Source organism: Oligoflexus tunisiensis (assembly GCF_001748245.1).
GTDB classification, from domain to species: domain Bacteria; phylum Bdellovibrionota_B; class Oligoflexia; order Oligoflexales; family Oligoflexaceae; genus Oligoflexus; species Oligoflexus tunisiensis.
The window spans coordinates 3,745,799-3,759,891 of sequence record NZ_BDFO01000001.1 but is presented as its reverse complement, the minus strand read 5'-3'; the positions used below and the strand labels follow the sequence as shown (position 1 = coordinate 3,759,891).

General features: G+C 54.2%; 13 protein-coding genes. 10 read left to right on the top strand and 3 right to left on the bottom strand.

Annotated elements, in window-relative coordinates:
- Window positions 1-10 precede the first annotated feature (10 nt).
- The 8 genes from lpxA to OLTU_RS15670 all read left to right on the top strand — a co-directional run bounded on the left by lpxA (window position 11) and on the right by OLTU_RS15670 (window position 9,027).
- On the top strand, window positions 11-829 hold the full coding sequence (lpxA, locus tag OLTU_RS15705; protein WP_141733715.1) for an acyl-ACP--UDP-N-acetylglucosamine O-acyltransferase: 819 nt from the start codon (window positions 11-13) through the stop codon (window positions 827-829).
- Window positions 826-1,995: a glycosyltransferase family protein gene (locus OLTU_RS15700; protein ID WP_176736660.1), complete on the top strand. Its 1,170-nt coding sequence runs from the start codon at window positions 826-828 to the stop codon at window positions 1,993-1,995. Before lpxA ends, OLTU_RS15700 begins: the two co-directional genes overlap by 4 nt.
- Complete coding sequence (locus tag OLTU_RS15695) at window positions 1,992-3,812, top strand: ABC transporter transmembrane domain-containing protein (RefSeq protein WP_176736659.1); 1,821 nt, start codon at window positions 1,992-1,994, stop codon at window positions 3,810-3,812. Before OLTU_RS15700 ends, OLTU_RS15695 begins: the two co-directional genes overlap by 4 nt.
- A 141-nt stretch (window positions 3,813-3,953) precedes the next feature.
- Window positions 3,954-4,919 carry a hypothetical protein gene (locus tag OLTU_RS15690; protein ID WP_141733712.1) on the top strand — a complete coding sequence of 322 codons (966 nt, stop codon included), beginning with the start codon at window positions 3,954-3,956 and terminating at the stop codon, window positions 4,917-4,919.
- A 73-nt stretch (window positions 4,920-4,992) separates the two neighbouring features.
- Window positions 4,993-5,544 carry a 5-formyltetrahydrofolate cyclo-ligase gene (locus OLTU_RS15685; protein WP_141733711.1) on the top strand — a complete coding sequence of 184 codons (552 nt, stop codon included), beginning with the start codon at window positions 4,993-4,995 and terminating at the stop codon, window positions 5,542-5,544.
- Window positions 5,545-5,589: 45 nt separating this feature from the next.
- The gene (locus OLTU_RS15680; RefSeq protein WP_141733710.1) at window positions 5,590-6,519 is read left to right on the top strand and encodes a hypothetical protein; all 930 of its coding nucleotides are present in this window, start codon (window positions 5,590-5,592) and stop codon (window positions 6,517-6,519) included.
- A gap of 12 nt (window positions 6,520-6,531) precedes the next feature.
- The gene (locus tag OLTU_RS15675) at window positions 6,532-7,002 is read left to right on the top strand and encodes a methyl-accepting chemotaxis protein (protein ID WP_141733709.1); all 471 of its coding nucleotides are present in this window, start codon (window positions 6,532-6,534) and stop codon (window positions 7,000-7,002) included.
- Between the two features lie 108 nt (window positions 7,003-7,110).
- The gene (locus OLTU_RS15670; RefSeq protein WP_141733708.1) at window positions 7,111-9,027 is read left to right on the top strand and encodes a 7TM diverse intracellular signaling domain-containing protein; all 1,917 of its coding nucleotides are present in this window, start codon (window positions 7,111-7,113) and stop codon (window positions 9,025-9,027) included.
- A 49-nt stretch (window positions 9,028-9,076) separates the two neighbouring features.
- Here OLTU_RS15670 and OLTU_RS15665 read toward each other — a convergent pair whose 3' ends face one another.
- Window positions 9,077-9,610 (bottom strand): hypothetical protein, encoded by a 534-nt coding sequence (locus OLTU_RS15665; RefSeq protein ID WP_218110062.1) that lies wholly within the window; start codon window positions 9,608-9,610, stop codon window positions 9,077-9,079.
- 219 nt (window positions 9,611-9,829) lie between these two features.
- Between OLTU_RS15665 and OLTU_RS15660 the strand changes: the two genes are divergently transcribed.
- Window positions 9,830-10,705: a 5'-3' exonuclease gene (locus OLTU_RS15660; protein WP_141733706.1), complete on the top strand. Its 876-nt coding sequence runs from the start codon at window positions 9,830-9,832 to the stop codon at window positions 10,703-10,705.
- On the opposite strand, the gene OLTU_RS15655 is transcribed toward OLTU_RS15660, so the two are convergent.
- Window positions 10,706-11,113, bottom strand: a complete 408-nt coding sequence (locus OLTU_RS15655; protein ID WP_176736658.1) for a glycosyltransferase family protein — start codon at window positions 11,111-11,113, stop codon at window positions 10,706-10,708.
- The gene (locus OLTU_RS31945) at window positions 11,094-11,951 is read right to left on the bottom strand and encodes a glycosyltransferase family protein (protein WP_176736657.1); all 858 of its coding nucleotides are present in this window, start codon (window positions 11,949-11,951) and stop codon (window positions 11,094-11,096) included. The genes OLTU_RS15655 and OLTU_RS31945 overlap by 20 nt, the downstream gene beginning before the upstream one ends.
- A 277-nt stretch (window positions 11,952-12,228) precedes the next feature.
- Between OLTU_RS31945 and OLTU_RS15650 the strand changes: the two genes are divergently transcribed.
- Complete coding sequence (locus OLTU_RS15650; RefSeq protein ID WP_141733704.1) at window positions 12,229-14,091, top strand: glycoside hydrolase family 2 protein; 1,863 nt, start codon at window positions 12,229-12,231, stop codon at window positions 14,089-14,091.
- The last annotated feature ends 2 nt before the right edge of the window (window positions 14,092-14,093 follow it).

Below are 14,093 nucleotides of genomic sequence, written 5' to 3'. Positions count from 1 at the left end.
GTAAAAATCCATGCTGGACTACAGAGCTGAAGAGCAAAAAGAGGCGCCTCAGGGCACTTATATTCACCCGACTGCGCTCGTTTACAAGGGTGCGGAGCTTGAGGAAGGCGTCCACGTCGGTCCGCGAGCTGTTATCGGTCCCAAGGTCAAGCTCGCCCGTGACGTGCAGGTGGGTGCAGGCGCTGTGGTCGAAGGCAAAACGACAATTGGCGAGGGCACTATAGTTTATCCGATGGCCACCATAGGCTCGGATCCCCAGGATTTGAAATACCGTGGGGAAGACACCGAGCTGATCATTGGGAAGAACAATCGCCTGCGTGAGTATGTGAATATTTCCATCGGAACAGTGAACGGCGGTGGGCGAACCACGTTGAATGATAACAATCTGATTATGGCCTACACCCACATAGGTCACGACTGTCACATCGGAAGCAACTGCATACTGGCCAACGGCGTGCAGCTAGCCGGTCATGTGGAAGTCGAGGATTTCGCGGTGTTTGGCGGAATGGCCGGCGGGCATCAGTTCTGCCGCTTCGGTGAGCGGGCGATGATCGCAGCCGGAGCCATTGTAGTCCAGGATGTGCCGCCCTACTGCATGGTTCAAGGGGATCGGGCTCGCATCTCGGGGCTCAATGTGGTCGGTTTGCGTCGTTCTGATTTACCAAAGCAGCGCATATCTGATATAAAGAATATGTTCAAAATCCTCTTCAATGAGAATCTTACGATCGAAGATGCTGTCAGCCGCATGGAATTGGAAGTTCCTGATTCCGAACAGCGACGCAAGTTTATTGATTTCCTCAAACGCAGTGAAAGGGGAGTCTGTCGTTGAAAAGGTCGAGCTATTTCATTTCCGCCCGTTCTGCGTCTGCCGATATTTTGGCTTCTGAACTGGTCCTGGCAATGAACGACCAATTCCCCAAGGTCGAATGCCTGGGGATTTTCGGCGAATGGTCGGGTCGCACGCGATCCACCCGTCTCGGTGATCTGCAAACCTGTTTGAATCTTGGCCTCCATGATAAAGCTCAGATGAGCGAGGAGGCCAAAAACTTTTATACGCAGCTGACTCAGGAACTCGAAAAAAATGCCCCGCAGGTGGCGATCCTGGTCGGGTATTCGTTCCTGCATCATGAGCTGGCCGGATTTTTCAAATCTCAAAACATTCCCGTGGTCCTCTATGAAATCACGCCCGTCGGCGCCATCAAAGGCATCGACTTCGCGACCGTGGGCCAACGCCTTGAGCTGGCCCTTGGGATCAGTCCGCAGGGCAGTGAGCTGGTTCAGAAAGCGGGCGTTCCTTACTATTACATAGGCAGCCCGCACAAGGATCGCGTGGACCGCGTGATTGTCGAAGCTCCCTCGCTCGGTCTTTTACCGAATCGACCGATCGTGTCCATCTTCCCCGGAGGACGGGTGGAAGGCTTTCAGGCCACGCTGCCGGTTTTTCAGCAGCTGGCGGAATCCCTGTCGCAGGAGAAGGATATCCAGGTCGTCCTTTCCGTGGCCGATCAGCTGATCGAGGACCCGAGCGTCAAGATCTGCAATCTGTCTTTGAAAGAACATATGGAAAAGGGCAAGGCCCAGCCTCAGTCCCTGCGGGTGATGCCGGGCATGCACCTGGAACTTTTATCCCTATCCGCGCTCGCCATAACCGGCTGCGGTGCGATCACGATGGAATGCGGGCTGTTTCAAGTTCCCGTGATTCCGATTTATCCAAGCCACATGCCACAAACGGGACTGCGCTGCCTTCTGAATCAGACCGTGGGCAAAGCCGTGCTCCCGGAGTATGGATCCGATACAGCCCCCGACCAGCTTCTGGCTGTGGCGAAAAAGCTGATCAGTGCTGGCCCTGAGCGCGATAAGATGCTACAAGACCTGCTTGATGTGAAGCTCAGCCTGCAGGGCTTCGCTGCCGAAAACGCTGCTGACTATATTGGCCGCGAAATCGGTCAATGGAAGCAGGGCAAACGCGCCGCCAAGAGCAACAAAACTGCATGAATCCCCGGATCCGTCTGCGCACCTGGTTCAAGCCCTTGTTGCTTGAGCCTCTGAGCGAAATTAAATCCTGTCTCGTCCAAATCGTGCTGTCTCTCGGCCTTCTCTCCGTCGCGCAAGGTCTTTTCCTCCTCCTCATCGGTCCCCTTTTTAAAGCGATGTTCGACACACCGGTCGACGGTTCGTTTACCTTGAATTCGCTGCTGCCTCCTGCGGTCGTCAAGTGGCTGCCCGATTTCGGTCCTTTGTCCATTACGCGGATGGAGCTGGCCCGGTATCTTCCGTTCATGATTTTTTTTGCAGCTGTCGTGAATGGCTTCGCCGGTTTCATCTATCAGCACCAGCAGCAGGTGATGGCTCTGCACCTCGGGCGTCGCTATCGGGAAAAATTATTTGCCGCGATTTTGCAATTGCCCTTTCAGAAAGTCACGCAGAAGTCCCCCGGTGAGTGGATGTCCGTGATCATGAACGATGTGGCCTTTCTGCAGATGCGGCTCTCCGATCTGCTGACCGGACTTGTACGCGACGGCATTATGGTGATCGCTTCGGTGATCGCTTTATATTTTATTCATTGGCCCTCGGGTCTGATCCTGACCCTCCTGGCCATTCCTTTGATGGCCAGTACGGGCCGGACGGGCAAGCGCATCGCAGTGTTTGCCGAATTATGGCAAAGGGAACTCGGGCGTATGGTGAGTGCCGTTCTGGATCTGCGCAAGCGTTTCGAATTTATTCGCGCGCAGCGGGGCGAAGGGCTGGAAAAGGAACGCTTTCGCCAGATGAATCATGGCTATTATCGCATGATCCGACGCTCGATCTTTGTGCGGGCGGCGCTCGCGCCCAGTGTGGAGATGGTCGGCTTTCTGATGTTTGCCGCCATCCTTTGGGCCGTCACGCGCCAGGTGCAAGGCTTTCGCCTGGAGGCCAGTCAGCTGCTCCAGTTCTTTGCGGCGCTGGGTATCGTCCTGCGGCCTTTGAAGAGCGTCGGCGAGCAGCTGGCCCGCTATCATGAGACCAAAGGTATCCTGAAACAGAGTCTGCAGACCTTTGCCACGGTTCGGGAGCTGGCCGAAACCCGCCGGACCATCGACCCTCATATCAAACCCTGGCAGCCCGAGCAGGGCTTAACGATCAAACATCTGACCGTGGCGTATAAGGAAGGCTTCCGCCTGACCGCGGAAGATCTGGAGCTGGTGCCGGGCAAGACCGTGGCCCTGATTGGCCCGAGTGGTGCGGGCAAATCGAGTCTGATCAAGGTGCTATCCGGACTTTTGCAGCCGGAAGTCTGGGACGCGGATCATGATCTGTCCTCCGTGGTGCAGGCGGCGACCCTTGTCAGTCAAAAGCCTTTTCTCTTTTCCGCCAGCATTCGTGAAAATCTTTTGTATGGTCATCCCACCGGCTGCCCGGATGAGCGTTTGCAAAAAGAACTGGAATTTGTGGGTCTCAGCACTGAGTTGAACGCCATGTCCCAGACTTTGGATAGTCCGATCGACTTTATCCAAACGCCGCTTTCGGGTGGGCAGATGCAGCGCTTGACCATAGCCAGGGCCATGTTGCGGCCGCAGCCCCTTCTTCTTATGGATGAAGTCACGGCCGCCATCGATCCGCTGGCGGAAGAGGCCATCACCCGCCGTCTCATCGAGCGCTGCCAACAGAGCAAACTTTGCATGCTCTTTGTCACCCATCGCCTCCAGCAGCTCCCTTATTTTGATGAGATCTGGTTTGTGGAAGCAGGAACTCTAAGGAAATTCGAGTCCTACAACCATCTTTTTCAGGATTCGCGGATCCATCGTTTCATCGATGACCAGCATTCGCCTTGACTGCCAAAACATTGACGAAAAGCAGCTGTCTTGCGTCCAGCGTTGAGAGGTTTTAGAATAATTCTAGGACTGCCACACGCATCATTCAAAGCAAGACTCATTATTCTGGGCGCCCGCCCTGCTGCTTCCAGGGAGACAAGGATGAACGATACGAATCTCGATCCAAATTCGAATGCCGCCTTTAGCCAGAATTCAGGCGCGCAATCCAATCCTTTTACGGGCGAACTGAAAGGCGAATTCTCGAGCGATTTCGGCACCAACACCAATGCCGTCTCGCAGATTTTCAAGAGCGGTGGCTTCGCTTCTGAAAACAAGACCAAGTTGATCCTCGGTGCCGTGGCCGTGATCGGTATCCTCGGAGCCGCTTACTTCTTCATGTCGGAACCTTCCGAAGATGAGATGACAAGCGCTGAGGAAGCGATGGACGACGAGGAAATGATGGACGAAGAAGGCATGGCTGATATGGGCGACAATGTCGAGGACATGTCGATGCCCATGGATGCGGCCAAACCGGTGGAAACAGCTCAGCCCATGGCTGAGACTGCGCCTGCGCCCACCGGCGCGATCACCCTCATCTCGCCGGCGGATGGCGCGTCCCAGTCCTATGACGAAACGGAAGGCCCAGCTGAATTCCAGTGGGAAGGCCCGGCCGATAAGATCGTCTTCTCCCGCAGCCAGACGATGAATCCTCCCGTGAAAATTGTGACTCTGAATGGCGCCAGCACCTATAGCTTTGAAAATCCCTATCCTGGCACCTGGTACTGGCAGGTGAACAATGCCAGCGGCGCCAGCGAAGTCCGCAGCTTTAAGATCTCGTCCCCGGCACGACGCTCGTTCCCCGTCACGCAGCCCGCACCAGGCGGCACGCTCTCGGGTAACGGTGGAGTTGTGACCTGGCAGGCCGGCGAAAAAATCGCCCGTTACTCTGTGGAGTTCACGCCGGCTGGACAGTCCTTTGCAGCGCCTACCTACCGCTTCGGCTCGTCAGGAACAAGCGTTGCTATCCAAGGTGTGAGTCCCGGCAGTTATGATGTGCGGGTTGGTGCTTTCTCGGAAGTCGCAGGGCGCTGGGAATGGCAGGTTATCCAAGGTGTGACCGTCCAATAGTCTTGCAACTCCCTGGGAAATTCCGTAAACGCTTTCATTAGGAAAGCGTTTTTTTTTATTTTGGGGGGAAGCCTTGCCTAAAGCCGCGCTCCGGACGCAACTTTTGCATAAACGCCTGAACATGCCGGAAGCTGAATGGCGTGAGAAGAGCCATCAGCTGGTGGAACATATCCTCGCCTGGATGAAGGGGCGCAGCTTTGATCATTACATTCTGTATCGCAGCTTTCGCCGTGAACCTTCCCTGGAACGGCTCGCCGCGATCCTGCCTGAAGAGGCGACCTATTATCCGCGCATCCAGGGCAAGGGCATGAAGTTCTATTCGAGCGATGGCACGTTTGTCACCAATCGCTTTGGATTGGAAGAACCCGAGGCTCATGCCACCCGCGAGCTGAGGGATTTTTCCCCGCGAACCCTACTGATCATCCCCGCCGTGGCTTACGATGAACGCGGCTTTCGTCTGGGTTATGGCGGCGGTTTCTTTGATCGCTTTTTAGTGCAAAAAAGCGTCAGCACGATGGGCGTTTGCTTTGAAAGCTTCCTCGTTCCTGAGCTTCCGATCGATCCGCATGATCAACCCGTAGGCACTGTCGTCACGGAACGACGAGCTCTGCCGGGATTCTCATAATTCTGTTACAATTTTAACGGTAATCAGAAAAGGGGGACATCGCGGGTGGCACGCATTGCAGCCATCGTGGGCTGGCTTATATTTTTGTCCCTAGGATCCCTTCAAGCCCAGGTCACAACACTGGTGCCCAAAGTATGGAATGGTGAAGCCCTGCTCAAGGATGAAGGGCTTTTCTATCTCCAGGCTTCCATTCTCGACTCCGACGCGAAGCACAAGGGCGGCTCCTTTTCCTTTGTTTTATTCGGAAAAAAGCAGAAAAAAAGCTATAGCGTGCAGTTTGATACGATGCCTCTGGGTCAACATCCCGACAAGGTCTGGAAGTTGAAAGAGGACGAGTATCAGATCACTCAGGTGCAGCATGTCGACAACCAGGGGCGTCGATGGACCTGGAAGGGGCCCTATCGCACCCCGTTGAAGGTGAAGAGCCGGAGCCTGTCGAACCTTGGCATCTGGTATCTCGTCCAGCTGAAGCAGCCGGGCCAGCTCAGTATCCTGATCAAAGACAGCCGCAATGTTTTTCAGAAGGATAAAACCCAGGGCAGCATCGCCCGGGTGATCGATGGCCTGAGTGGACGCGAGCAGGCGACGTTTGAACAGAAGGCTGCCGCTCGTCAGGGCGAAATCCGCGCCGTGTTTCGGTCCACACGAACGATCGGCATGTTTTATAAATTGAATCTTTTCCGTCAGAACCACCATGCTCCCAAGGTGATCGGCGTCCTTCAAAGCAATGATCCGGACATCCGCACCTGCTATACCGATTTTCTGGAGCGGACGGCGCCCGCGCAAGGGACCATCACTTATACGATGCTGCTGTCGCATCAGACCCACAGCATCCGTAGCCTTAAGGTGAAGCAGTCTCAAATCAAGGATGATCGTTTCCTCGAGTGCCTCTATTATAAGCTCATGGCTCTGAGCTTCCCCATCAAGGAAAGCATGATCGGTGAGCTGTCGCTCATTTTCCAGATCAGCAGCTGAAGGAGATCCGGCATGAGTTTTTACAGAGAGAAACTACTGAAGCGTCGTCTGTCCAATTTTCTCTTGCAGCCGATCATGCAGACCCGCATCGGAGCCTACTGCATCAGTCTGTCCTTTCTGTTTGCGGGACTGATCGCCGGCATCGTCTATGTGCACCTGGGCAAACTGTTCGGCTTTATCATTGAGATGACGGACGCACCTGAGGAGGTGCAGACGATTATTCTCAGTTACCTGTCGAGCATTCAAACCTGGGTTTACCTGACTCTCGGGGCCTATATCCTGATCGTTCTCGCCATTTCCATCTGGTACACGCATCGGATGGTCGGGCCCATGGTGGCGTTCAAACGGCACTTCGAGGCGCTGCAGCAGGGTAACTTTGCCCATCGTACCAATCTGAGAAAGAACGATGCCTTTCATGAAGCGGCCATGGAGCTGAACAAGGCCACCGAGCTGCTGGGGCAACGGTTCGGCGATAAAAAATAAATAATAATAGTAATTTATAGCTAGCGCGCCACCCGACGCCGGCAGGATTTCAAGTGAAGTTCCCTTTGTACCGATCCCTTGAAAATCAAGCGGATAGGTAAGGGGACCATGCCGATTCTGGCGCTCATACTGTTCCTCATTCTCGGCGCAGCCAGCACCCTGGCTTTTGCTTATGAGCCTATTGTCTTTCCCAGTGACACGCATCGTCTTCATGTCTCAAAATTTTATACCCTGGATAACCGCAGCACCCAGTGGACTCACGAGGCGATCCTTTCCGGGCAACACGATGCGGCCTTCACGAAATATGAAAACGGCCCCACACTGCTCGGCATTCCTCAAAATTCGCAGGCCGGGGACTACTGGGTGCGGGTCGAGGTGGATAATCGCACAGAGCAGGAAATCCATCTGCTCGCGGAGTATGGGATCAATCCGAGCATTGCCCGGGTTTTTGTCCTGAATGCGGAGACGCGTGAAACCTTGCGGATCCATACACCGGGTGAACGATTGCCACGGACGGTTCATGTTTACCCGCTGCCGACCGGTCCTTTGCGGATCTATCTGGAGATTCGGCTGGACACCTTTTCGCTGGCGGCCGTGAATCTTGAATTGAAATCGGCCCATGGGATGTTGTTCGAGGACCCCGAGCGGCATATTCTCGTCCTGTCCTATGGGATATGCCTGGCGCTGATCGCTTATAACTTTGTGTTGGCCCTGTCCGTGCGCCATCGGGCTCATGTGATTTACATAGCCTATAACATCGCGGTCCTTTTGTACTATGAAGGGCGCTATCAGGTTCTGGCCCAGCAGTTTGGTGTTCCCGAGCTGCCGCGTTGGTCTCTCATTCCGATCAACGCTTCGTCCTCTTTCCTGTATTTGCTATTTCTTTATTATATGCTGGAAGTCCGAGAGAAAATGCCGGCCTGGAAGTGGCCCGTGCGTGGCATGTTTGCCCTATGTCCCGTGCTGGTGGTTTATTCCTTCGCCGATATGGTCCTGGCCCAGCTGGCCCTGATCAATGTCCTTATCCTTTGTGCGCCGTTGACCATTGCGCTTGGGATACATGCGAGCCTGAAGAAAGTGCCGGGAGCCCGCCTGCTTCTGGTCACCGCGGTGCTGCCAGGTCTTGGTACGATCATTCATCTGCTCCCGGGCGTTTTCGGAAAATTCCTCCCCTTGTCCGTTATCAGCAGTGCGCAGTTGATCGCGCTGGATATCGAGATGGTCCTCCTGTCCATGACGGTTGGATTCAAGATCAACCGGGAACAGGAATGGCTTCGCAGGAAGATTCAGCATGCCTATGCGGAATTGAAGACGATTGTGTATCCGCATCAGGTGAACCAGATCTGGGAAGGGTTGCCGCTCGGGCGAACCATGCCGGTGGGCGTAGAGAATGCCTTTATCCTCGTGTTTGATGTGGTGGCCAGCAGCAAGATGCAGATTGCCGATCCTCGGGGTTTTCTGTCCGCGGTGTTCCGCGACTGTTCAGATTTGATGATGCAGAACTATCAGCCGGATCCCCTGGTGGCCAATGCCTATCGGGTCAAGGAAATGGGGGATGGGTTTCTTTGCAGTGTAGGCTTTCCCTTCGGCTGTCCCCATGAGAATGCCGCGGATCATAGTGTGGAGCTGGCCCATCAATTTTTGGAAATCTTTCGACGGCATGTTCAGGCGGTGGGCGCTGCGGGGCGTATTCATTGTGCCATTGGCATCGCCTATGGGCCCGTGGAGGCTTTTTATCCGGAGTCGGGGGCGCAGGTTTATGATCTTTTCGGTCGCGGCATTATCCTCGCGCATCGGTATGAGAGCATGCGGGATATCCTGTTCCGCTGGCTGAAATATCGGGATGATATCATCATCCTGCATAAGCCGGTCTTTGATCAGGTTTCCGAGAGGCATCGGCAGGAATTTGTGGAAGTGGATCTCATCAGCTCGAACTTTAAGGTCCGGGATGATGAGGATGCCACTTGTCTTTACTATCAGTTGGCTTCAGGCCGTGAACAGAAGAGACTGCCCCGGGGGGCTTAGCCTCAGGCCGTGAACAGAAGAGACTGCTCCGTGGGAAGCAGCGCCGGATTCAAAGCTTCAGGCCATTGACCCGATTCCGCAGCTCCTGACAAGCCTTGGGATTGGGAACCAGATAATCGCTGCTAATATGCACATTGCCTTCACTCACCCGCAGCGTGAAATATTCCTCACGACAGCTGGAAGTGACCCTTAAACCCCCGACAGGCGTATCCTCGATGGGATCGGCCGAGGGCAGTTCGAGTTTGTCGATCTGTCTTGCCAACGCCACGCAGCCTTCAAAGGGCTGAAAATTCGTGACGTTTCGGATAGTTAAACCTTCGATAGTGAGCTGAAAGCTGTCGCGGCAGCTGGCGGATACACGGAACTTGCCGGTGGCCCAGGCTGATTTTCCGAGACGATCGCTGCTCTGTCCCAGCCCAAGACCTGGCAGAGATTCGATGTCATCAGATGAGGCAACGTCCAAACTTTGCTCAAGGCTCCGATTGATGGTTTTGTCCCGATCCAGAGCGCGAGCCTGCAAACGATACGGGCCGTAAGGCTGGGTTTTGCAAGCGCTTGCCAGTTGACTTACGCAAACAGCCAAAACAAAAAAAGCGAAGCTTCTCATGAAGTCCCTCGATGGTTGCGAACCTAACTTTTACCCTCGGCCATTGTTGCTGCAATAAGTGATCCAAGCTGCTGTTTATACTCACAAGCTTTCGGAGGTTCGGCTGCCAGTTTATGATGGAAGACTGAGGCGTCGTGGGCTGGCCGGCTGCCGGTTTATGATGGAAGACTGGGACAACATTCGTGAGGACAGGGCATGCAGGTTCACCTGATCGACGGAACTTATGAACTTTTCCGCGCTTATTACGGAGCCCCTGGCAGTGTTGGGCCGGACGGTCGGGAAGTGGGAGCCACCCGCGGCCTCCTCAGCAGTCTTTGGTCGTTTCTCAGGACCGGTGCTGTTACGCATGCGGCGATCGCGTTTGATCATGTGATCGAGTCCTTCCGCAATGATCTATTTGCCGGCTATAAAACAGGGGAGGGGATGGACCCCGATCTTTATGCTCAATTCGAACTGGCCGAACGTGCAGCTCATGCGCTTGGGCTCGTTGTCTGGCCCATGGTCGCCTTTGAAGCGGATGATGCGCTCGCGACCGGTGCCCGGATCTGCCGCGAATCCAAAACTGTCAGCAAGGTATTGATTTGCTCGCCTGACAAGGATATGGCCCAGTGCGTCCAGGGACAAAGGGTGGTGATGTTCGATCGCCATAAGAATGTTGAGATCGATGAAGAGGGTGTGCACGCAAAATTTGGAGTCGCGCCGTCCTCCATTCCCGACTGGCTGGCCTTGGTGGGGGATACGGCGGATGGCATTCCCGGTGTTCCCAAGTGGGGCGCAAAGTCAGCGTCCACGCTGCTGGCGGTTTATGGTTCCTTTGAGAAAATTCCTGATATGGCCAGCCAGTGGTCAGTCAAAGTCCGCGGGGCTGAGGCTCTGGCGGCCAGTCTCAGAATGCATCGCGAGGACGCCCGACTTTACCGTCAGCTGGCGACACTACGCGAAGATGTGCCACTCCAGGAGAAGGTGCAGGACCTTTCCTGGCGTGGCGCGCGACGCACGGAACTGGAGATGCTTTGCGACTCGATCGGCGCGAGCACCTGGTTCCAAAGGGTCAATATTTGGGCCGAATAATCAGGCCTGGGTGCCATACACTGTGCTGGTGACCATGACATCCTTCACGACAAACTGATCATTCACCAGTTTCCACATGGCCGCGAAAGTTTTTTCCCAGGAGATATCCGTAAGGAACTTATCCACTCTGCTCAGCCAGGCATCATAACCGGCGCCATCGGCCAGCAGAGCTTCCGCTCGAATAATAAAAGTGTCCGCATCATCAGCGATCGCTACGAGATTCTTCACACCATAAGGATGCACGACATCACGGATGGACGTGGAAATCACGCGGCGTCCGGCCGCCAGATATTCGGGCGTCTTGGTCGGACTGATGTAACGGGTCGCCTCGTTTCGCGCAAAGGGCAGAAATGCAATGTCCCAGCCTGCGAGATAATGAGGCAGTTCATCATAAGTTTTGCCGCCCAAAAAATGAATATTGGGTCGACGCGGAAGCGTGGCGGGATCGATTTTGACAACGGGTGCCGCCCAAAAAATGAATATTGGGTCGACGCGGAAGCGTGGCGGGATCGATTTTGACAACGGGTCCCACCATTATAATCTGCCATTCAGGGCGTTTTACAGCGATCTGATCCAGAAGCTCCAAATCAATCCGCTCATCGATCACCCCAATATAGCCCAGACGCGGGTGCGGGATGGCTGCCTGATCCGAAGGATCCTGAGTCAGCTGCCGAGCCTTCGCAAAATGGGCAACGTCAACACTGCTGGGAAAGGGATACACTCTTTGATGCAAATGCCGTTTGGCATTGAAGAGGCTGAATCCGCCGGTAAACACGAGGTCCACTCGATTCAAAAGACTCTGTTCCAACAAAGGCAGCTCCTGGGGTGCGCCCTTGAAGTTGGACAGCTGATCCATGCAATCATAGATGCTGACGACCGGCCTTAGATGATGAGAATGCTTGAGATGCATCGGACTGTAGTACCAGGTCATGTAGCGGATGATGCCATGGTCGTTGATCATCTCGTTCAGAAATTTCTTCATCCAGAGATTGGTTTCCATTTCGCCGTATCCCTGAGGCAAATGAGGAGTGGCTACAAAGATATTGTCGGCTTCCTCTCTGACCTGCAGGCTGGGCACTGCACTGTCATCCATAATCGGTTCTTCAAAAAAGAAAACGCGCCCCTCTTTGGCAACGCGGCTCATCAAATGCTGGGGACGCTGAAAAACAAAGTTCCAGCGGAGATGCGAAAAACAAATGAGATCGGGGGAACTGCTGTTTGGAAAAGCCATCTGAAATTTTTTCATCGTTCACTCCTCGCTACAGGCACTATCATTGCAATAGCTGTACCGAGGTGAGCAAACCCAACGGACTCAATATTCGCTGAAGTGACGTAACAGAATCAGTATGGTCTCAGGAACGCATAATCTTCACCCATTGACTCCTGGGGATCATACAGTTGTTCAGAGCCCCGCGTATGCGGTCCTATTGTTTTGGCAATTTACATTGTGTTATCTTTTCGCTGGATGTCTGGCAGTTCTCCAGAGAACGTAGATTTTTCTTCTTTCACATGGTGGGCAGAGTATGAAGGAGAAGTACAGAACGTCGCTGGACTTGGATCTGCATCAATCTCATCCAAGGCCTCAGTTCTGCAGAAAGCACTGGCACTCACTGAATGGGCCTTGGAAGTTTTGTTTTGATGACGAGCAAAAGTATCGGCAGCCGTCCGATGTGCTGCAGTGGGACCATGTGATTGAAGTTCCATTTGCTCCCGAAACGGAACGCAGTGGAATCCGGGACACGGGATTTCATTCCGTCTGCTGGTATCAGCGCGAATTCGAACTTCCCCTCAATAACAAGGAGCACCTCATCCTCCATTTCGGAGCGGTGGATTACATCGCCCATGTGTGGGTGAACCAGCATTATATTGGCATGCATGAGGGCGGTCATACGCCCTTTCGCTTTGATATTACCCATGCCTTAAGGTCTGATGGGCCGCAGGTCCTCACCGTGAAGGCCGAGGACAATCCCCACGATCTGGCCAAACCTCGTGGCAAACAGGATTGGCAGCTGGAACCCCACAGCATCTGGTATCCGCGCACGACAGGTATTTGGCAAACAGTGTGGCTCGAGCCTGTCCCTGAAACGTATATCAGTCGCGTGCGTTGGACGCCTCACCTGGAGCGCTGGGAGATTGGATTCGAAGCCTTTGTGGAAGGTCAGCTGAATCATAAAAACCTTGAGATCCGCTTGCGACTGACCTTGGGCGAACAGGTTCTGGTCAATGATTGCTACCAGGTGATCCTGGGTGAAGTGCACCGCAGGATCGCTCTTTCCGACCCGGGCGTGGATGATTTTCGCAACGAAATCCTTTGGAATCCGGAGGAGCCGACGCTGATCCAGGCCCAAATCGAACTCATGTGCAACAACGAATGCATCGATCGCATGCATTCCTATACGGCGCTGCGTTCAGTTTCCATCCAGCATGGCGACTTCATGCTGAACGGTCGTCCCTATTATCTGCGGCTGGTGCTCGATCAAGGTTATTGGCCGGAGAGTTTCCTGACTGCACCTGATGATCAGGCTTTGAAGCGCGATATCGAACTGGTCAAAGCCATGGGCTTCAATGGAGTGCGAAAGCACCAGAAGATTGAAGATCCCCGGTTTTTGTTCTGGGCGGACGTTCTCGGCCTGTTGGTCTGGGAGGAAATGCCCAGCGCGTATCGCTTTACGCATGAAGGCGTGGAACGCATCGCGCGGGAGTGGCTCGAAGCCATTGATCGCGACTACAGCCATCCTTGTATCGTAACCTGGGTGCCTTTCAATGAGTCCTGGGGCGTCCCTGATCTGGCGGAAAAAGCCTCGCATCGCAGCTGTGTGCAGGCCCTTTATCATCTGACGAAAACGCTGGATCCTTCGCGGCCCGTTATCGGCAATGATGGTTGGGAAAGTACAGCCACCGACATCATCGGGATCCATGATTATGACAATCATCCCGAAGTCTTCAGGGAACGCTACGATCCAGCGATTTCCATGAACGAAATCCTGAATCGCCGCAGCCCCGCTGGACGCATGATCACCCTTGAGGGATACAGCAGCCAGAACCAGCCTATCATGCTGACAGAATTCGGCGGCATCGCTTACACGAAAGATAAGCCAGGCACCAGCAATGCCTGGGGCTATGCGGTCAGTTGCACCGCGGACGACTTTAAAAAACAGTATACGGAACTGCTGAGTGTGGTTCACCAGCTGAAGATCTTCCGCGGATTCTGCTACACCCAGTTCACCGACACTTTCCAGGAGGCCAACGGTCTACTCTTTGCAGACCGTACACCCAAGATCGATATGGAAACTCTGGCATTGGTTACGCGGGGCTTCCAACGCGATCGTACGGAAGTCACGCTGGAAGATGCCGGGAACGATCCACATCACATGGGATGCGAATGATA